Origin of the sequence: Pseudomonas sp. BRM28 (assembly GCF_002939405.1) — a bacterium.
Lineage (GTDB): Bacteria > Pseudomonadota > Gammaproteobacteria > Pseudomonadales > Pseudomonadaceae > Aquipseudomonas > Aquipseudomonas palmensis.
The window spans coordinates 5,624,517-5,643,391 of the sequence record NZ_PEFV01000001.1 but is presented as its reverse complement, the minus strand read 5'-3'; the positions used below and the strand labels follow the sequence as shown (position 1 = coordinate 5,643,391).

At 67.5% G+C, this 18,875-nt stretch carries 18 protein-coding genes and 1 pseudogene; 16 read left to right on the top strand and 3 right to left on the bottom strand.

What is annotated here, in order from left to right:
• Positions 1-11 precede the first annotated feature (11 nt).
• A complete protein-coding gene (locus tag CR917_RS25845) occupies positions 12-509 on the bottom strand; it encodes an Lrp/AsnC family transcriptional regulator (protein WP_058541157.1) in 498 nt (165 codons plus the stop codon).
• 135 nt (positions 510-644) lie between these two features.
• Here CR917_RS25845 and CR917_RS25840 point away from each other — a divergent pair, with 135 nt between their 5' ends.
• The 11 genes and pseudogenes from CR917_RS25840 (at position 645) to CR917_RS25790 (ending at position 11,588) form a co-directional block, all read left to right on the top strand.
• Entirely contained in the window at positions 645-1,271 is a 627-nt protein-coding gene (locus tag CR917_RS25840; RefSeq protein ID WP_078481895.1) for a LysE family translocator, read from the top strand.
• 531 nt (positions 1,272-1,802) lie between these two features.
• A pseudogene (locus CR917_RS28300) lies at positions 1,803-2,117 on the top strand (transposase); the annotation flags it as partial.
• Positions 2,118-2,204: 87 nt separating this feature from the next.
• The gene (locus tag CR917_RS25830) at positions 2,205-3,743 is read left to right on the top strand and encodes a ShlB/FhaC/HecB family hemolysin secretion/activation protein (RefSeq protein WP_088515468.1); all 1,539 of its coding nucleotides are present in this window, start codon (positions 2,205-2,207) and stop codon (positions 3,741-3,743) included.
• 30 nt (positions 3,744-3,773) lie between these two features.
• Complete coding sequence (locus CR917_RS25825; RefSeq protein WP_054916079.1) at positions 3,774-5,579, top strand: DUF2341 domain-containing protein; 1,806 nt, start codon at positions 3,774-3,776, stop codon at positions 5,577-5,579.
• Positions 5,580-5,589: 10 nt separating this feature from the next.
• Positions 5,590-6,015 (top strand): biopolymer transporter ExbD, encoded by a 426-nt coding sequence (locus tag CR917_RS25820; RefSeq protein WP_043860333.1) that lies wholly within the window; start codon positions 5,590-5,592, stop codon positions 6,013-6,015.
• An 8-nt stretch (positions 6,016-6,023) separates the two neighbouring features.
• The gene (locus tag CR917_RS25815; protein WP_371920444.1) at positions 6,024-6,698 is read left to right on the top strand and encodes an energy transducer TonB; all 675 of its coding nucleotides are present in this window, start codon (positions 6,024-6,026) and stop codon (positions 6,696-6,698) included.
• Positions 6,699-6,751: 53 nt separating this feature from the next.
• Positions 6,752-8,434 carry a putative porin gene (locus CR917_RS25810; RefSeq protein ID WP_104573033.1) on the top strand — a complete coding sequence of 561 codons (1,683 nt, stop codon included), beginning with the start codon at positions 6,752-6,754 and terminating at the stop codon, positions 8,432-8,434.
• 24 nt (positions 8,435-8,458) lie between these two features.
• Positions 8,459-9,118 carry a hypothetical protein gene (locus tag CR917_RS25805; RefSeq protein ID WP_043860179.1) on the top strand — a complete coding sequence of 220 codons (660 nt, stop codon included), beginning with the start codon at positions 8,459-8,461 and terminating at the stop codon, positions 9,116-9,118.
• A gap of 17 nt (positions 9,119-9,135) precedes the next feature.
• Positions 9,136-9,612 carry a YbjN domain-containing protein gene (locus CR917_RS25800; protein WP_043860180.1) on the top strand — a complete coding sequence of 159 codons (477 nt, stop codon included), beginning with the start codon at positions 9,136-9,138 and terminating at the stop codon, positions 9,610-9,612.
• Positions 9,609-10,565 carry a peptidylprolyl isomerase gene (locus CR917_RS25795; RefSeq protein WP_058541152.1) on the top strand — a complete coding sequence of 319 codons (957 nt, stop codon included), beginning with the start codon at positions 9,609-9,611 and terminating at the stop codon, positions 10,563-10,565. Before CR917_RS25800 ends, CR917_RS25795 begins: the two co-directional genes overlap by 4 nt.
• A gap of 54 nt (positions 10,566-10,619) precedes the next feature.
• Positions 10,620-11,588 carry a LysR family transcriptional regulator gene (locus CR917_RS25790; RefSeq protein ID WP_104573034.1) on the top strand — a complete coding sequence of 323 codons (969 nt, stop codon included), beginning with the start codon at positions 10,620-10,622 and terminating at the stop codon, positions 11,586-11,588.
• 53 nt (positions 11,589-11,641) lie between these two features.
• On the opposite strand, the gene CR917_RS25785 is transcribed toward CR917_RS25790, so the two are convergent.
• Entirely contained in the window at positions 11,642-13,267 is a 1,626-nt protein-coding gene (locus CR917_RS25785; RefSeq protein WP_104573035.1) for a methyl-accepting chemotaxis protein, read from the bottom strand.
• A gap of 127 nt (positions 13,268-13,394) precedes the next feature.
• Positions 13,395-14,306: an AraC family transcriptional regulator gene (locus CR917_RS25780; RefSeq protein ID WP_043860183.1), complete on the bottom strand. Its 912-nt coding sequence runs from the start codon at positions 14,304-14,306 to the stop codon at positions 13,395-13,397.
• A 106-nt stretch (positions 14,307-14,412) separates the two neighbouring features.
• Here CR917_RS25780 and CR917_RS25775 point away from each other — a divergent pair, with 106 nt between their 5' ends.
• From CR917_RS25775 to CR917_RS25755, 5 genes are read left to right on the top strand one after another with little or no spacing between them, the layout of a single operon-like run.
• Positions 14,413-14,973 (top strand): carboxymuconolactone decarboxylase family protein, encoded by a 561-nt coding sequence (locus CR917_RS25775; protein WP_043860184.1) that lies wholly within the window; start codon positions 14,413-14,415, stop codon positions 14,971-14,973.
• Between the two features lie 51 nt (positions 14,974-15,024).
• Complete coding sequence (locus tag CR917_RS25770; RefSeq protein WP_058541149.1) at positions 15,025-16,092, top strand: acyl-CoA dehydrogenase family protein; 1,068 nt, start codon at positions 15,025-15,027, stop codon at positions 16,090-16,092.
• Positions 16,089-16,937 (top strand): ABC transporter ATP-binding protein, encoded by an 849-nt coding sequence (locus tag CR917_RS25765; protein WP_043860186.1) that lies wholly within the window; start codon positions 16,089-16,091, stop codon positions 16,935-16,937. Before CR917_RS25770 ends, CR917_RS25765 begins: the two co-directional genes overlap by 4 nt.
• Positions 16,903-18,102 (top strand): ABC transporter substrate-binding protein, encoded by a 1,200-nt coding sequence (locus CR917_RS25760; protein WP_104573036.1) that lies wholly within the window; start codon positions 16,903-16,905, stop codon positions 18,100-18,102. Before CR917_RS25765 ends, CR917_RS25760 begins: the two co-directional genes overlap by 35 nt.
• The gene (locus CR917_RS25755; RefSeq protein ID WP_054916072.1) at positions 18,102-18,854 is read left to right on the top strand and encodes an ABC transporter permease; all 753 of its coding nucleotides are present in this window, start codon (positions 18,102-18,104) and stop codon (positions 18,852-18,854) included. The genes CR917_RS25760 and CR917_RS25755 overlap by 1 nt, the downstream gene beginning before the upstream one ends.
• The last annotated feature ends 21 nt before the right edge of the window (positions 18,855-18,875 follow it).

Here is an 18,875-nt window from a genome sequence, read left to right as displayed (position 1 = left end):
TTGCTACCCGCTTACCGCCCCAGGTGCCCCAGCGGCAGCGCCCCCTGCGGCTTGATCGTCTTGATTGCGAAGTTGCTGCGGATATCCCGGATCCCCGGCAGCTTGAGCAGCGTGTCGGTCAGGAACCGCTCATAGCCGCGCAGATCCGGCACCACCACATGCAACAGGAAATCCGACTCGCCCGACACCAGAAAGGCGCTGACCACCTCGGGCAGGGCCAGCACGGCCAGGCGGAAGTTTTCCGCTTCGACCTCATGGTGCCGCTCGACCTTCACCCCCACGAACACCGTCAACCCCAGGCCGACTGCCTCGGCTTCGAGACTGGCATGGTAGCCGCGGATCACCCCGGCTTCTTCCAGCAGCCTCACCCGTCGCAGGCACGGCGAAGCCGACAGCCCGATTTCTTCAGCCAGTTGCACGTTGGTGAGGCGCCCGTCGCGCTGCAGTGCGCCAAGGATGCGTTGGTCGTAACCGTCCAGCTTGGGGTAGGTTGGGTCGTGGTTTGGCATAAGTGGCCTGTGGCTAGGTATCGAATTGGTACATCCTGCCAATAATAGCCCCGTTGCGGGCGCATAACGCAAGCACCTGCCTCGACCTTCCGGCATAGAATTTTCACTCTGTTGCCCCAGCCTGAGGTCGTTGAAATGGACGAAAAACTGCTCTACCTGACTGCCCTGACGATGATCTACCTGATGCCGGGCCCGGACATGATCCTGCTGCTGCAGACCGGTGCGCGCCAGGGGCGCCGCGCGGCGCTGGCGACCGTGCTGGGGCTGGCGGTTGCCCGTGCGTGCCACGTGACCCTGGCCGCCGTCGGGCTGGCGACGCTGTTCAAGGTACTGCCCTGGACGTTCGAGGTGGTCAAGTACACCGGGGCGGCCTACCTGCTGTGGCTGGGGGTGAAGATGTTCAGGCCCGTGGCGGGTGCAGTGCAGGGCCCGGGGGGTGCAGCGGTGCGGGGCACGTGGAGGGCGGCGATAGCGCAGGGCTTTCTGACCAACCTGCTCAACCCCAAGGCCTTGCTGTTCTGCTCGGTGCTGTTGCCGCAGTTCATCCACCCCGCACAGGGGGCGGTGGGTGAGCAGTTCGCGCTGCTGGGGCTGGTGCTGGTGGTGATGGGGATGATGTTCGATGGGGTGTATGCACTGGCCGGCGGGTGGGTCGGGCGCCAACTGGAGCAGCGCGCGCTGGCGCAGAAGGTTCAGCAGTGGGTGTTTGGTGGGCTGCTGGTGGGGTTTGCGGTTCGGTTGGTCTGGGTGCAGCAGGGGTGAGGGGCGGGCGGTTGGGGCGGGCCCGGCAGGCGCCAGTCGATGAAGTTGTGGCGCTCTTCAAACCGAGCGCCGCGCAGGCGGCGCACGACCCTGAGGGCACTGGATAGCCCAGGCCCTGCATCTCTCTTCATGAAGCTTTGGTGACAAAAGTTCGGTAGCAAAGCGCCACCCCCGTCATGGGTATGTGCAGTCACTGCGCAGCCGCACAGGGACGAAGGGAGTGGAGCGATGGGAACCATGGAACGCTACGCAAAAGTCGGAATGCAGGAACTCGATCAACGCCTGGCGAAGATCGTCGAAGCCGCGCGCAAGCAACCGGTGTCGGTGTACCGCTACGGCGCACCCTGGGTGTGGATCGTGTCCCAGGACGACTGGCAAAGCGCGCTCAAGGAAGTCTCCAGCTGCATCCCGCCAGGCCATTCGCTGGTGATGCTCAAGCCCAGGGTCGAGGAACTGCTGGCCGCCCACGCGCAGGAGCTGGCCGACCTGGCCCGGCGCAACGCGATGAGCATCGCCCCGCACACCCTGATGCACCTGCTGCTGTTGCAGCTGCTGTATTCGGTCCCCAGCGAAAAACAACTCTACGAACAGCTCAACTACAACCTGCTGTTCCGCTGGTTCGTGGGCCTGGAACTCAAGTCGCGGGTGTGGAGCTTCAACCTGTTCAGCCACGACCTCAACGCACTGCTGGCCTGCCAGCAGGCCACGCGCCTGCTGCAGTCGATCGTCAACGAGGTGTGCAACGCGGGCCTGGCGCAGATGCCCGAGTTCAGCCTCAACCTGGCCCAGCTGCACAGCTGGCTGGCCCGCCACGCCGGTCACGGCGGCGCAGACAACCATTCATAAGACACGGCCCTGGGCCAGACGGATTTCCTTGAACGAGGGGGCGGTGTGGAGCATTTGTTTTTCAACGGGTGGCGAGCCGGCGCAGTGATGCTGCTGGCCCTGGGAACCCACCACGCAAGCGCCGAACAGGCCGAGCGTCGCGTCGACATCAACGAGTACGTGGTGCGCGGCAACACGGTGCTCGATGCCCGCGCCATCGAGGAGGCGGTGTACCCCTACCTCGGCCCGCAGAAGACCCTGGTGGATCTGGAAGGCGCCCGCGAGGCCCTGCAGAAACGCTATCAGGCGCTGGGCTATCAGTCGGTGTTCGTCGAGCTGCCCGAGCAGCAGGTCGAAGGCGGCGTGGTGTACCTGCAGGTCAGCGAAACCAGGGTCGGCCGGGTACGAGTGGTCGGCGCCAGGCATTACTCGCCCGTGGAGATCCGCGAGCAGGTGCCGGCCCTGAGCGAGGGCCAGGTACCGGACTTTGCCAAGGTCCAGGGCGAACTGGCCGCACTCAACCGCGGCCCCGGGCGCCAGGTGATGCCACTGGTGCGCGAAGGCCAGCGCCCCGGCACCCTGGACGTCGACCTGCAGGTCGAAGACAAGCAGCCCTGGCACGCCAGCATCGGCCTGAACAACGACTACAGCGCCGACACCAGAAAGCTGCGCAGCGTGGCCACCGTGGGCTACAACAACCTCTGGCAACTGGGTCACAGCGTGTCGCTGACCTGGTTCACCGCCCCCCAGGACACCGACAACGCGCAGGTGTGGTCCGGTTCATACAGCGCGCCCCTGAACCCGCGCTGGACCCTGCAGGCCAGCGGCTACAAGTCCGACAGCAGCGTGGCCACCGTGGGCGGCAGCAACGTGCTGGGCAAGGGCCATTCCTACGGGCTGTCGGCGATCTACTCACTGGTGCCGGACGGCAACTGGGCCAACTCGTTTTCCGTGGGCATCGACTTCAAGGACTTCGACGAGCAGGTCGAACTGGGCGGCGAGCGCGATACCGTGCCGCTCAAGTACGCACCGATCACCCTGGCCTACAACGGCTTTCGCTACACCGAAGCCTCGCAACTGGGGCTGGGCCTGAGCCTGGTGGCCGGCACACGCCGGCTGTTCGGCTACGGCAGCGACGACGAGGCCTTCGACTACAAGCGCTACCGCGCCGACTCCAGTTTCGCCGCGCTCAAGGGCGATGCGAACTACACCTTCACGTTTGCCGGCGACTGGCAGAGCGCAACCAAGCTGGGCTTTCAACTGGCCTCCGGGGCCCTGGTGTCCAACGAACAGTTCGCTGCCGGCGGCGCCACCTCGGTGCGCGGCTACCTGGCCGCCGAACGCACCGGCGACGACGGCCTGCTGTTCTCCCAGGAACTGCGCACGCCCTCGCTGGGCCGCTACGTGGGCAGCTACATCAGCGACTGGCGCTTCTATGTGTTCGCCGAAGGCGCGCAGCTGTCGCTGCAGGACCCGCTGCCCGAGCAGGACGACCACTTCAGCCTGGCCAGCGTCGGCCTGGGCACCCGCGCCACCCTCAACGACTGGCTGTCCGGCAGCCTGGACTGGGGCCTGCCGCTCAAGGACGGCGCGAACACCGAGAAAAACCACTCGCGTCTGCACTTCAGCGTACAGGCAACCTTCTGACCCCATCGGCATCGACCCTGGAGACATTCCATGCAACGCCTCATCTTGACCCTGCTCATTTGCCTGGGCTTTGCCCTGCCGGGCAGCGCCAGTGCCTGGTGGCAGGACGACTGGCAGTTCCGCAAGCAGATTTCCGTCGACACCACGCCCCAGGGCGCGGCGCTGACCCAGTCGCTGGGCCGCACGGCACTGCTGGTACGCCTGCACACCGGCAATTTCAGCTTTGACGGGGTCAATGAAAACGGCGCGGACATCCGCTTCGTGGCCAGCGACGACAAGACCGTGCTCAACCACCAGATCGAAAGCTTCGACCCGCTGATGGGCATGGCGCTGATCTGGGTCGACGTGCCGGACGTGCAGGGCGGCCAGCGCCAGGACCTGTGGATGTACTACGGCAACCCCAAGGCGCAGCCGGCCAATGCGCAACCGGCCTTCGATGCCGACTACACCCTGCTGATGCACTTCGACGGCGCCGCACCGCGTGACGCCAGCCCCTACGGCAACCAGGCCCAGGGCAGTGCGGCGAGCATCGAGGGCATCATCGGTCGCGCCATCCAGTTCAACGGCCAGCCGCTGCTGCTGGCACCCAGCCCGTCGCTGCAACTGCCGGCTGGCGCCGCCTTCACCTTCAGCGCCTGGGTACGCCAGGACCAGCTGCTGGGCGATCAGTTGCTGCTGGCCCGCCATGAAGGCGAAAACCGCCTGCTGCTGGGTGTGAGCCAGGGCCTGCCGTTCGTCGAGGTCAACGGCCTGCGCAGCGCTGCCGGCCAGGTGCTCGATGCCGGCCAGTGGCAACACCTGGCGCTGGTGGGCGAGGGCGGTACGCTCAGCCTGCTGGTGGACGGGCGCCAGGTCGCCAGCCTGACCGCGGCGGTGCCGGCGTTCAATTCGACCCTGGCCATCGGCGCCGACCTGCCGCCGGCCGAGGGTCAGCCAGCCGGCGCCTATGTGCCGTTCGTGGGGGCGATGGACGAGCTGCGCCTGTCGCGCATCGCCCGCGCCGTGCCGGTGCTGCAGGCCGACGCGCTGGCCCAGGGCGCCGAGTCGCGCCTGGTGGTGTACGGGGTGGATGAAGAGCAGTCCGGTTTCGGTTTCGGCAGCCTGGGCTTTCTGCTCAAGGCGGTGCCGCTGGACGCCTGGATCATCATCGCGGTGCTGGTGCTGATGATGGTGCAGTCGTGGGTGATCATGCTACGCAAGAACCGCACCCTCAACCACGTCAGCCAGGCCAACCGGCTGTTTCGCGAGCAGTTCGCCAACATCGGCACGCGCCTTGAGATGTTCGCCGACGACACCGCCCTGGGCGAGCGCCTGACGCACTCGTCGCTGTGGCGCCTGTACCTGGTGGCGGTCAAGGAGATCCGTACCCGCCGCGCCCAGGGCTTCGACACCTCGGCGGTGTCGGCGGCCACCATCGAGGCCATTCGCTGCTCCATGGACGGGGTGCGCACCCGCGAGAACCAGGCGCTGGGCTCGAAGCTGTCGAGCCTGTCCAACGCGATTGCCGGCGGCCCTTACATCGGCCTGCTGGGCACCGTGCTGGGGATCATGGTGGTGTTCCTGGGCACCGCGATGGCCGGTGACGTGAACATCAACGCCATCGCCCCCGGCATGGCCGCGGCGTTGCTGGCCACCGCCATGGGCCTGTTCGTCGCGATCCCCGCGCTGTTTGGCTACAACCGCCTGATCACCCGCAACAAGGAGGTCAGCGCCGACATGCGCGTGTTCGTCGACGAGTTCATCACTCGCCTGGCCGAGCTGCATGGCGAAGGCCAGGCCGGCGAGGCCAGCCACCGGCGTGCTGCCCACGCTGCCCACCCGTCCGTACCGGCCTGAGGAGAGCGCCATGGCAGCCATGAATGCTTCCCACGACGATGACGACGACGCGGCCGTCGACAGCATCAACGTCACCCCGCTGGTGGATGTGCTGATGGTGGTGCTGGTGATGTTCATCCTCACCGCCACCGCGCAGGTGTCGGGCATCCAGATCCAGCTGCCCAAGGCCAGTGCCTCGGTGTCGCTGTCCCAGCCCAAGACCAAGGCGATCTCGGTCAACGATGCCGGGCAGGTGTTTCTCGACGCCTACCCGGTGACCCTGGCCGAACTGGAAGAGCGCCTGCGCAGCGAGAAGGCGCGCAGCCCGGACTTCCCGATCATCGTGCGCGGCGACGCGGCGGTGCAGTACCAGAAGGTGGTCGAGGTGCTCGACCTGTTGCGTCGGCTGGAGCTGGCCCAGGTCGGGCTGGTGACCGGCAAGCCGAACCAGGGTTGAGGATGCCCATGAACCAGAAGTTCGATAGCCGGCGCCTGCTCAAGTGGGGCGCCGTGGCACTGGTGGGCGCGGGCCTGGCCTGGTTGCTGTGGCAGTGGGCCAACGACATGAGCGGGGTGCGCCGCGAGGCACCGAAGATCCCCGCGATCATTCCGCTGCCGCCCCCCCCACCGCCGCCGCCCCCCGAGCCCCCCAAGGAACCGGAGCCGCCCGTGGAAGAGAAGATTGTCGAGCCGCAGCCGGTGCCCGAGGCCGAGGAGGTCAAGCCGGCCGAGGAGGCGCCGCCGAGCCCGGCCGATGACATGGCCAACCCGATGCAGATCGACGGCGATGCACAGGCCGGCGGGGACGCTTTCAACATCGGTGCCGGCAAGGGCGGCGGCATGGCCGGCGGCGGTGGCGGGCTGGGTAGCGGCAGCTACGGCCAGTTCCTGGCGTATGCCTTCCAGCGCCTGCTGCGCGACAACCCCGAGCTGCGCAACCTGACCTTCAACCTGCAGGGCGATGTTTGGCTCAGCGAAACCGGCGAGGTGACCCGCGTCGAGCTGGTGCGCTCCAGCGGCGATGCCGCGGTGGACGCCCAGGTGCTGGCCGCGTTGCGCGCCGCCCCGGCCATGACCCAGCGCCCGCCGGCGAGCCTGACCCTGCCGGTGCGCATCGCCTTGCAGGGGCGCCGCGGATGAACCCGGCGCCCGATCCCTACGACGCACGACTTACCAACAGGAGCGGTAAATCCATGATGTGCTCAGTGAACCGATTGACCCTGGCAGTCGGCCTGGTGGTCGCCGCGGCGGTCGGTCCGGCCGTGGCGCAGACCCCGGCGCCGTCGCAGAACGCGACGATCAACCTGATCCGCCTGCTGGTGCAGCAGGGTGTGCTCAAGCAGGACCAGGCCCAGGCCCTGATCGACCAGGCCGAAAGCGAGGCGGTGCAGGCCCGCGCCAGCGTGGCGGCGGTGCCGGCGGCCAATGGCGAGGTGCGCGTGCAGTATGTGCCGGCCATCGTGCGCGACCAGATCCGCGACGAGGTCAAGGCCGAGGTGATGGCCCAGGCCAGGCAGGAGAACTGGGCCGCGCCCAACACCTTCCCCGACTGGGCCTCGCGCATCAGCTTCGATGGCGACGTGCGCCTGCGCGACGAGTCGCGCTACTTCTCGGGCAACAACAGCAACGAGATCATCGATTTCGCCAAGCTCAACGCCGACGGCCCCTACGACGTCAACCCCAACAACGGGCGCAACCTGCCGCCGCTGCTCAATACCCGCGAAGACCGCGAGAACCTGCTGCGCCTGCGCGCGCGCCTGGGCCTGAAGGCGGTGCTGTCGCCGAGCTGGACGGCGGGTATCCGCATCGGCACCGGCAGCGACAACGGCCCGGTGTCCACCACCCAGACCCTGGGCGGCGGCTTCGGCAAGAAGGACCTGTGGCTCGACCAGGGCTACCTGAGCTGGGTGGCCAGCGAGCGCGTGACCCTGACCGGCGGGCGTATCGCCAACCCGTTCATGTCCACCGACATGCTGTATTCCAACGACCTCAACTTCGACGGCGTGGCGGCCCTGTTCAACCAGCCGCTGAGCGACAGCCTGAGCCTGTTCGGGACCCTCGGCGCGTTCCCGGTGGAGTACAGCGCCGACACCGCCAGCAGCAACGGGCTGGACAAGGAGAGCAGCGACAACAAGTGGCTGTACGGCGCGCAGCTGGGCGCCAACTGGCAGATCAACGACAGCAACCGGCTCAAGGGCGCGCTGGCCTACTACCGCTTCGACGACATTGCCGGCGAACGCTCCGGGGCATGCGAGCCGTGGAACGGCGACCCTGGCTGCGACAGTGACGGCAGCCGCCCGACCTTCATGCAGAAGGGCAACACGCTGTTCCTGCTGCGCGACATCACGCCCAACCCGGCCAACCCGGCCGCCACCCCGCAGCCGCAGTTCGTGGGGCTGGCGTCGGAGTTCAACCTGCTGGACCTGAACGCGGTATGGGACACCGAGCTGCCGCACGACTTCAAGCTGCGCAGCCAGGCCAACTACATCCACAACCTGGCCTACGACGAAGGCGAGATGCGCAAGCGTTCGGCCGGCCAGTTGGCCAACAACCTCGACAGCGACGGCAACATCAAGAGCGGTGCCAATGCGTGGATGGTGCAGTTCACCCTGGGCAACGCGCTGGAGCTGAAAAAGCAGGGCGACTGGAACCTGTTCGCCGGCTACAAGCACATCCAGCCCGATGCCTTGCCCGACGGCTTCAACGATTCCTCGTTCCACCTGGGCGGCACCAACGCCAAGGGCTACATCCTCGGTGCCAACTACGGCCTGGACCAGAACGTGTACGCCACGGCGCGCTGGATGAGTACCGAGGCGGTGTACGGCGCGCCGTTCGATATCGATGTGCTACAACTTGAAGTCAACACGCGCTTCTAGCAGGCGCGCACAGGGAGAAAGAGCATGAACAAGCGAGCCTATCGGGCCTGTTGTTCGTACCTGCTGGTGGCGTTGGGCGTGAGCTGGGCGGGGGTGGCTGCGGCCGAAGGCATGGAAGAGCGCCTGCGCACCCAGCTGCGCAGTACCACCCAGCAGTTGCAGGCGCTGCAGAGCGAACAGGCGCAGGCTTCGGCGGCGCGCCAGAGCGCCGAGCAGCAACGCGATGCGGCCCAGGCCCAGGTGCAGCAACTGACCGCGCAACTGGCCCAGGCCCGTGGCCAGGCCGAGCAGCTGCTGGGCCAGCAGCAGGCCCTGCACGGCCAGGCGCAGGCGCTGGTGGCCAGCAGCAACGCGCAACTGGGCAAGTACAAGCAGGCCTACGACGAGCTGCTGGGCATGGCCAAGGCCAAGGAAGCCGAGCGTGCGCGCCTGGCCGCCAGCCTGGCCGAGCGCGAGCAGCAGGTGCTGGCGTGTTCGGCAAAGAATCAGCAGATGTACGGGGTCGCCAAGGGGATTCTTGCGGCCTACGAAAAGATCGATGTGGCGGATGTGATGAAGATGCGCCAACCCTTTGCCGGGGGCGCCCGGGTGAAGTTCGAGGAACTTGCCCAGGCCTACGGCGATCAGCTGTACCAGACCCAGTTCGATGCCGCGCAGGGCGGCAGCAAACCGCAAGTCAATTGACACAAGGAAGCGAAGCCATGAGCGACAACCAACTGATCGAAACCGTCAGCGCCGACTCTCTGACCACCCTGTTGCAGGATGCAGGTTGCCGAGTCAATCGCAGCGAGCAGAATGCCGTGGTGCAACTGCTCAGTGCCAGCCAGGGCGTGGGCTATGCGGTGCGCTTTGGCAACCGTGCCGAGCGCGAGGGCGAGTTCCTCGACTTCACCTACAGCTGCGCCCTGCGCATCCAGGGTGAGCTGCCGGCCGGGCTGGCCGAACGCTGGAACGTGTCGCGCCGCTTCGCGCGGCTGTCGGTGCAGGGCGAGTTCCTGGTGATGGAGATGGACGTGATGGTGGCCGACGGCGTCAGCCACAAGCACCTGCTGGGCAGCCTGGTGCTGTGGGACCGCCTGCTGCAGGAGTTCATCGTGTACCTGCGCGACTACAGCCGCAACGTGGCCCAGGTGCAGGACGAGGCGGTGGCCGGGGCTGAAGCGGTGAGCGCTTCGTGACTCGACGTACGCTGTGGGCCGGCGCGGGCGCGCTGGCCGTTCTGGGCGTGGCAGTGGTGTTGGCACTGCGCACGGGGGATGACCCGGTGGCAGCCAGCGCGAAAGCGCCGGCGGTTGCCGCTGTGGCGAGCGATGCGGGGCCGGCGCTGGCGCGCCTGGGCGACCAGCAGGTCAGCGTGGAGGAGCTCAAGGCGCTGTTCGCCAAGCTGCCGGCGCCGGCGCGCGAGGAACTGAGCGGCAATCGCCAGGCCCTGGAGGGCTGGATTCGCTCGCGCCTGGCGGAAAAGGCGCTGTACCAGCAGGCCCAGGCCCAGGGCTGGTCGGAGCGTCCCGATGTGCAGGCGCAGACCCATGCGGTGGTGGAGCAGATCGTGCTGCGCGACTACCTGAACTCGGTCAGCCAGGTACCGGCCGACTATCCCAGCGAGGCTGAACTGCAGGCGGCCTACGAGAACGGCAAGGCCAGCCTGCAACTGCCCACGCGCTATCACCTGAGCCAGATCTTCCTGGCGGTGCCGGACGAGCAGTCGGTGGCACGCGTGCGCAAGCAGGCGCTGGCCCTGAGCAAGCAGGCCCAGGCTGCCAATGCCGACTTTGCCGCGCTGGCCAGGGCCAACTCGCAGGACCGCGAGAGTGCGCAGCGTGGCGGCGACAGTGGTCTGCAGCCGCTGAGCCAGTTGCTGCCGCAGGTGCGCGATGCGGTGCCGCAGCTCAAGGAAGGGGCGGTGAGCGAGCCGTTGCAGAGTGCGGCGGGCTTTCACATCGTCAAGCTCATCGAGGTGCAGCCGCCGCGTGTGGCCAGCCTGGACGAGGTGCGCGACAGCCTGCGTGACCTGTTGCGGGCCCAGCGCCAGGAACAGGTGGCCCGGGCCTACGTGGACGGCATGTTCAACAGCGCGACGCTGAGTATCGATGGCGCTGCGCTCAATCAGGTCATGGACGCCAGCCGCTAGGCGGCGTCGATCAAGGAAGAGCGGGCCCTGGCCGGGGCCCGGCAGGAGGCGAGGATGCCGATGTTCGATATGCCGCACTACGTGCCCGATTATCCGCCGGCCGAGCCGCTGGCCAAGGTGCGGGCCGGGCTGGGCTGGGTGCAGGACGAGCAGATGCTCAGCTGTTTTCTGGCCAGTGCGCGGTGCGGCTGCTTCATGCAGGCTGCGCGCAGCCTCAACCTCAAGTCCACCCTGTTGCGCAAGAAGCTGGCGCAGCTGGAAGCGCGGGTGGGGTATCCATTGTTCGTCAACCGCGGCCATGCCCTGGTGCTCAGCCGCGAGGGGCGCCAGTTGCAGGCGTTGCTGCAGTCGAGCCTGAGCAGCAAGCCACAGGCCATGACCGCGCTGGATGCGCCGGTGCTGGTGCACCTGGCGGTGGCCGAACCGATCATGCAGGACATTCTGGCGCGCAACCTGGTGGCCTTCGTGCGCCAGAACGCCGGGATCCGCCTGGACGTCAGCGGCCTGGATGCACAGGGATTGGCGCAGGCCGATGTAGTGCTGTGGCTCGATGACGAGGCGGGCAGCGTGCCGCTGCCGGGGTTTGCCGGCGAGGCGCCGACGCGCCTGGCGCAGCTGGAGTATCACCCGCACATTGCCAAGCGCTATTCGCGCGAGAGCAACCGGCCGGTGTGCCGGGACGACCTGCGCGACTACATGCTGGTGCAGTGGCAGGGCGAGGCCCAGGTGGCGGCGCTGGCGCCGTGGAACCGCCTGTTGAACGAGCGCGAGGCGGGGGTGACGCGGGTGCCGGGCTACGGCCTGTTCAGCCAGTTGATCAAGTGCAGCGCGTGCATCGGCTTGCTGCCGCATTATGCGGCGCAGCTGGACCGTGGCCTGCTGGCATTGCCGGGGTTGCTGGAGGCGCCGATGCGCCGCACGGTGTGGCTGGCGGTGCATGAGCGTGCGGCGCAGGCGGCGTTGGTGCAGGTGCTGGTGACCATGATCCGGGCCGCGTTCGAGGAGCGTCGGGAGTGGTTCTGAAGGGGCGCGGTGCCCTGTAGGCGCCGGCTTTGCCGGCGAACCGGCGCCGCACCTCAGACGATAAAACGCGTGACCAGCGTGGTCAGTTGCGTGGCCAGCTGCGACAGCGCATGGCTGGCGACGCGGGTCTGCTCGGCGCCCGCCGCCGAGCGGCCCGACAATTCACGAATGTTCAGCAGGTTGCGATCCACCTCGCGGGCCACCTGGGCCTGCTCCTCTGCCGCGCTGGCAATCACCAGGTTGCGCTCGTTGATCTGGCCGATGGCCGTGTAGATGCCCTCCAGCACCTGGCCTGACGCCTGGGTGATGCCCAGCGTGGACTGCGCGCGGCCGGTACTGGCCTGCATCGAGTCCACCGCCGCCTGGGTGCCCTGTTGCACGCTGTTGATCATCTGCTCGATTTCCTGGGTCGATTGCTGCGTGCGGTAGGCCAGGGTCCTGACCTCATCGGCCACCACCGCAAACCCGCGCCCGGCCTCGCCGGCACGCGCCGCCTCGATGGCGGCATTGAGCGCCAGCAGGTTGGTCTGCTCCGACACCGAACGGATCACCTCCAGCACCGTGCCTATCTCGCGAATCTGCACCGCCAGCTGTTGCAGGCGCTCGCCGCTGATCGCCACTTCGCGAGCCATGGCCTGGGTGCCGTCGATGTTGTCGGCCACCTGCTGGCGGCTCTGTTCGGCCAAGGCATTGGAGGCACTGGCCGCCTGGGAGGTGGACACCGCATTGCGCGCCACTTCCTCGACCGCCGTGGTCATCTCGGTAACCGCCGTGGCGGCCTGTTCCAGCTCCTGGTCCTGCTGGCGCAGGCTCTGGGTGCTCTGCTCGGTCACGCTGTCCAGGGCCTGGGCGGCGCTGGACAGCTGCGTGGCGCAGGCGGTGATCTGCCCCAGGGTATCGCGCTGGCTGTGCTGCATGCGCTCCAGTTCGGCGAACAGCTGGCCGATCTCGTTGTGGCTGCGCACCGTCACCGGCACGCTCAGGTCGCCCCCGGCAATGCGCTGAAAATGCACGCCGGCCTCGCGCAGCGGGCGTAGCACACGGGCGACGATAAAGGCCCAGCACACGGCGGCCAGCACCAGGGTCAACAGCCCCAGCAGCACGCTCAGCCACTGGGCCGTGGCCAGGCGCTGGTCGGACTCGGCCATGATCTGCCGGCTGCGCTCGGCCAGGGCTGCCACCAGTTGCTGGCGCAGCGCCTGCAGGCCACGCATGGCGTTGCCGGCATCCACGTTGACGGTGAAGTAGTCGTCCAGCGAGCCCTTGAGCGTGGCGGCGCGCTGCCCGGCCACGGCGTTGGCGTAGTCGGCGAAGGTGCGCTGCAGGTCCTGGGCCAGGGCCTTTTGCGCCGGCTCATGGGTGTTGGTGACGAAGGCGTCGACCAGCGCCTGGCTGTCGCCCAGCAGCTTTTGCGACATGGCCAGGCGCGCCTTGGCACTGTCGAGGTGGCCGCCTTGCTGCTCGATAAAGCCCGACGACACGTTGGCACTGGCGCGAATCGCCATCAGCAGCGCGTTATTGAGGCGGTCGGACTGCTGGGCGGTCTGGTCCAGCTCGTTGATCTGCGCGTCGCTGCCCACCGCCGCCCGCCAGGCGCTGACGGTGGAAAACAGCAGGGTGGCGCTGAACAGCAGCAGCACCCAGAACATTCCGGTGCGGATCTTGAGGTCGGCAAGCATGCGGGCATTACTCCTGGCAGTAAAAAATACCCCCACTCTGTGCGGTGGGTAGGCTGCTATCGGAGGCGCGGCGCATGACTTTAGGGGGCGACGACGGGTTCTGTTCGATTACCGCACAGCCTTTGTTTCAGCGGCCCTCGTGCTGGCGGCGGTAGGCGCCGGGCTGCACGCCGATGGCCTTGCCGAACGCCCGGGTGAAGGCGGCGATGGACTGGTAGCCCACCGCTGCGCAGACCTGCTCGACGGTGTTGTTGGCCTTGAGCAACTGGCAGGCGTGACGCATGCGCAGCGCCAGCAGCACCTGGCCCGGCGACTGGCCGGCCAGCTCGTTGAAACGCTTGAAGAAGGCCGAGCGCGACAGCCCTGTGCAGGCGGCCATGCTCTCCAGCGACCAGGGCTGTTCGGGGTGTTCGATCAACTGCTCCAGCAGCGGGGCGAACGCGGGGTGACGGGCCAGGGCGACCAGGCCGCCAAGGTCCTGGTTGTCGCTCACCTGCTGGCGCAGCACGTACAAGAACAGCAACTGGCTCAGGCGCTCCAGCAGGGTGGAGGAGGGTGCGGGGGTGCGCTGGCATTCCTCCAGGATCAGTTCGAATAGCGCCCGCGCCGCCTGCAGCGACGGGTCGCCGGTGCGCAGGATGATCCAGTCGGCCAGCGACTCGGCCATCAGCGACGACAGCCCCGGCTGGAAGTGAAAGAACCCGCACACCAGCCCCACGCCATCCGCCGCCTGGCTGTCGAGTGCCTGCATCGGGATGCGCGGCTGGCAGCGCGCGGTGTCGCTGTCGGCGCTGTCGGACAGGCGATAGGGCAGGTCGCGCAGCAGGAACACCGCCTCGCCGGCCTCCAGCCGCTGCGGCTCGGGCTGGCCGTCGATGTGCAGCCAGCAGTGGCCCTGCACCACCACATGAAAGCTGGCCCGGGCCAGGCCCTGGGTGCTGGCGTGCCAGCCACCGCAGTAGCGCCCCACATGGAACAGGCTGGCGTCCAGTTCCAGACGCTCTAATAACCAATCGACCAAAACGCTGGAAGAAATCATCTAATGGAAACACTCAGGAGCAAGTAATCGCGACTGTAGAATATGGATCGGTTTTCTTATAACCAACAGACTTGGCGAACACCTTCAGTATGCAGGAGACCACGCCATGTCACGCATCACTCTACACACCGTGCAAAGCGCCCCGGAAGCCGCGCGCCCGTTCCTGGAGAACGCGCAGAAGAATTCCGGCTTCATTCCCAACCTGCTGGGCGTGCTGGCCAACGCGCCGGCCGCGCTGGAAACCTATGTGACGGTTTCGGCGCTCAATGGCAAGGCCGAGCTGAGCCTGGCCGAGCGCGAAGTGGTGCAGCTCATTGCCGCCACCCAGCACGGCTGCGACTTCTGCGTGGCCGGCCATACGGCGGTGGCGCTGAACAAGGCCAAGCTGCCCGAAGAAGTGGTGCAGGCCCTGCGTGCGCGCGGCGAGTTACCATCGCCCAGGCTCGAAACCCTGGCGAAGTTTGCCCGCGAAGTGATTGCCACCCGTGGCAATGTGAGCGATGCCACCTACGCTGAGTTTCGCGAGGCCGGTTACACCGAAGGCCATGCCCTGGAAGTTATCCTGGGGGTGAGCCTGGCCACGCTGTGCAATTTCGCCAACGTGTTTGCGCGCACGCCGCTCAATGACGAGCTGGCCAAGTATCGCTGGCAGGCCGACGCTCAGTGAGCCCCGTGGCGCCAGTGTGTGGCTGGCGCCCTGTTCTAAGGAGGAAAGAACATGCTTGATCCCGTATTGCAGCACTGGCTGGAGGCCAATGCCGAGGCGCTCGACCAGGGCCGGTGCGACCCGCAGCAGGTGCTGGGGCAACTGGCCGCAGCCAAGGTGCTGGGTGTGGGTGTGGACCCGCGTCAGGGCGGCAGCGGCGCCAGTGTGGCCGACGCCGTGGAAACCGTGGCCAGCGTTGCCAGCTATTCGCTGGCCGCCGCCTTCGTGTTCTGGGGCCAGCGGGCCTTTATCGAATACCTGCTGCACAGCCCCAACAGCGCCCTGCGCGAGCGCCTGCTGCCGTCGTTGCTCAGCGGTGAGCTGGCCGGTGCCACCGGGCTCTCCAACGCAATGAAGTTTCTGTCCGGCATCGAGTCGCTGCAGGTCAGCGCCACGGCGCGCGGCGAGCAGGGCTGGGCGCTCAACGGGCGCCTGCACTGGGTCACCAACCTGCGCAAGGGCGGCTTCGTGGTGGCCGCCGCCATCGACCGCGCCGAAGGCGGTGCACCGTTCGTGGTGGCGATCCCCGACGGCATCGCGGGGGTGCAGCGCTCCCCCGACCTGCAACTGATGGGGCTGCAGTCGAGCAATACCGCCGCGCTGGATTTCGATCAGGTGGCCCTGGGCCGCGACTGGCTGCTGCATGAGGATGCCCGGCAGTTCCTGCCGGCGGTGCGCCCGGCGTTCCTGGGCCTGCAGTGCGGCATGGCCATCGGCCTGGCGCGGCGCGCCTTGCAGGAAGCGCAGGGGCACCTGCAGGGGGTGCGTTCGGTGCTGGCGCAAACCCTCGAGGCGCAGCGCGAGCTGCTGGCCGATGTGGTGAGCGAGCTCAAGGCCGGCCTGCTCGACGGGCGCTTCCTGGGCAACCCGGCGTCGCTGTTCAAGGTGCGCATCAGCCTGGCCGAGATCGTTGGCGAGGCGCTGCAACTGGAGCTGCAGGCCAGCGGCGGCAAGGCCTACCTGAGCGAGTACGGCGCAGGCTTTGCGCGGCGCTGGCGCGAGTCGGCGTTCGTGCCGATCGTGACCCCGAGCCTGGTGCAACTGCGCGCCGAGCTGCAACGCCAGGCACGCGCAGCATGAGCAAGGTGGTACTGCAGGCCCGCGGTATCAGCCTGGGCTACGCCCGCGAACAGGGCTGGCAAACCCTGCTCGAAGGCTTCGACCTGGACCTGGCGCCGGGCGAAGTGGTGTCGATCCTGGGCCCCAGCGGGGTGGGCAAGTCCAGCCTGCTGCGGGTACTGGCCGGCTTGCAGGCGGCGCGCGATGGTCGCGTGAGCCTGCTCGGCGAGCCGCTGGACGGCCCGCATCCACGGGTGGCGGTGGCGTTCCAGGACCCCAGCCTGCTGCCCTGGCTGAGCCTGGAAAGCAACGTCGCCTTCGGCCTGGATTTCGCTCGCCAGCCGCGTTTGGCCAAGGCCGAGCGCGAGGCGCGCATCGACCATGCGATCGCCGCCGTGGGCCTGCAGCATGCACGCCAGCATTACCCGGCGCAGTTGTCCGGCGGCATGGCCCAGCGCACCGCGCTGGCGCGCTGCCTGGCGCGCCAGCCCCATGTACTGCTGCTGGACGAGCCCTTTGGCGCGCTGGACGAAGTGACCCGCGCCGACATGCAGCAACTGCTGCTGAGCGTGATCGCCGAACACGGCACCGCTGCGGTGCTGATCACCCACGATATCGACGAGGCCCTGCTGTTGTCCGACCGCATCCTGCTACTGGGCGACCACCCGGCGCGGACCCTCGGCCAATGGCCCATCGACCTGGCGCACCCGCGTGAGCAGCAGGTCGAGGCGCTGGGCGCGTTGCGCATCGAGATTCTCAAGACCCTTCGGCGGGCGAGCCGCACCCACACTTCCCCAACCGATTCTTTGCCTACGCCGTCGGAGACTGCCCATGTGCCTGGACGACTTCACCCACACTCGTCGTGATTTTCTCAAACTCAGCGCGGTGCTCAGTGCCGCCGGTGCGATGCCGCTGCTGAGCAGCCTGCAGGCGCGTGCCGCCGCCGAGCCGGATGCGCCGGTGCGCATCGGCTACCTGCCGATCACCGACGCCACGCCGTTGCTGGTGGCGCACAACAACGGCCTGTTCGAGGCCGAGGGCATCAAGGCCGAGCGCCCGGTGCTGCTGCGCAGCTGGGCGCAGGTGATCGAGGCGTTCATTTCCGGGCAGGTCAACGTGATCCACCTGCTGTCGCCGATGACCGTGTGGGCGCGTTACGGCAGCAAGGTGCCGGCCAAGGTGGTGGCCTGGAACCACGTGGGCGGCTCGGGGCTGACCGTGGCCCCGGACATCACCGAGGTGAAGCAGCTGGGCGGCAAGACGGTGGCGATCCCGTTCTGGTACTCCATTCACAACGTGGTGGTGCAGCAACTGTTCCGTGATAACGGCTTGGAGCCGGTGTCGCGGGCGGCTACGGCTGCGGTGGCGGCCAACGAGGTCAACCTGGTGGTACTGCCGCCTTCGGACATGCCGCCGGCGTTGGCCAGCAAGCGCATTGCCGGCTACATCGTCGCCGAGCCGTTCAATGCCCTGGCCGAGGAACTCAAGGTCGGGCGCGTGCAGCGCTTTACCGGGGACGTGTGGCGCAACCATGCATGCTGCGTGGTGTTCATGCACGAGCACGACCTGAACAACCGCCCCGAGTGGTCGCAGAAGGTGGTCAACGCCATCGTCAAGGCCCAGCTGTGGACCCGCGACCACCGCGCCGAGGCGGCGCAGATTCTGTCCAAGAGTGGCGCCAATCGCTATACCCCGCATGCCCCCGAGGTGCTGGGCCGGGTGCTCACGCCGGCTGCCGACAGCCGCGAACAGTATGTGCAGAGCGGGGCGATCCGGCATGCGCAGTGGGACGAGCAGCGCATCGACTTCCAGCCGTACCCGTTCCCCAGCTACACCGAGGAACTGGTGCGCCGCCTCAAGGACACCCTGATCGAAGGCGACAAGGGCTTCCTGGCCGCACTGGACCCGCAACAGACCGCCCGCGACCTGGTGGATGACCGCTTCGTGCGCAACGCCATCGGTGCCGTCGGCGGGCTCAAGGCCTTCGGCTTGCCCGACAGCTTCGAGCGCAGCGAGGAGTTCGCGGTCTGATGGTCAAGCCAGTCAAACACGCGGCCCTGGGTATCGCCGGGCTGCTGGTGCTGTTGTTGCTGTGGTGGGGTGGGATCGTGCTGTTCGGCGGTGACGGGCTGGCCTTGCGGTTTGCGCCGCAGGCCACCTTTGCCAGCCTGCTGGAGCTTTTGGGGCATGCCGAGCTGTACGAGCATGTGGCGGTGAGCCTCAAGCGCATTCTGGTGGGGTTGGTGCTGGCGTTGCTGGTGGGCGTGCCGCTGGGTTTGCTGGTGGGCAGCTACCGGCGCCTGGACGCGGCGACCACCCCGGCGTTCCAGTTCCTGCGCATGATCTCGCCGCTGTCGTGGATGCCGGTGGTGGTGATGCTGATGGGGGTGGGTGATGCGCCGATCTACTTCCTGCTGGCGTTTGCCGCGTTGTGGCCGATCTTGCTCAACACGGCGGCGGGTGTGCGTCAGCTCGACCCGCGCTGGTTGCAGTTGAGCCGCAGCCTGAGCGCCACGCGCTGGGAGACCTTGCGCAAGGTGATCCTGCCGGGGGTGGTGGGGCATGTGCTGACCGGCGTGCGGCTGGCCATCGGCATATTGTGGATCGTGCTGGTGCCGTGCGAGATGCTCGGGGTGAGTGCGGGGCTGGGGTATTTCATTCTGGATACCCGCGACCGGCTGGCGTACTCGGAGCTGATGGCGATGGTGCTGGTGATCGGGGTGCTGGGCTTCATGCTGGATGCACTGGCGCGAGGGCTGCATCGGCGCTGGGTGCATGGGTGAGGGGCTGACCCCTTCGCCGGC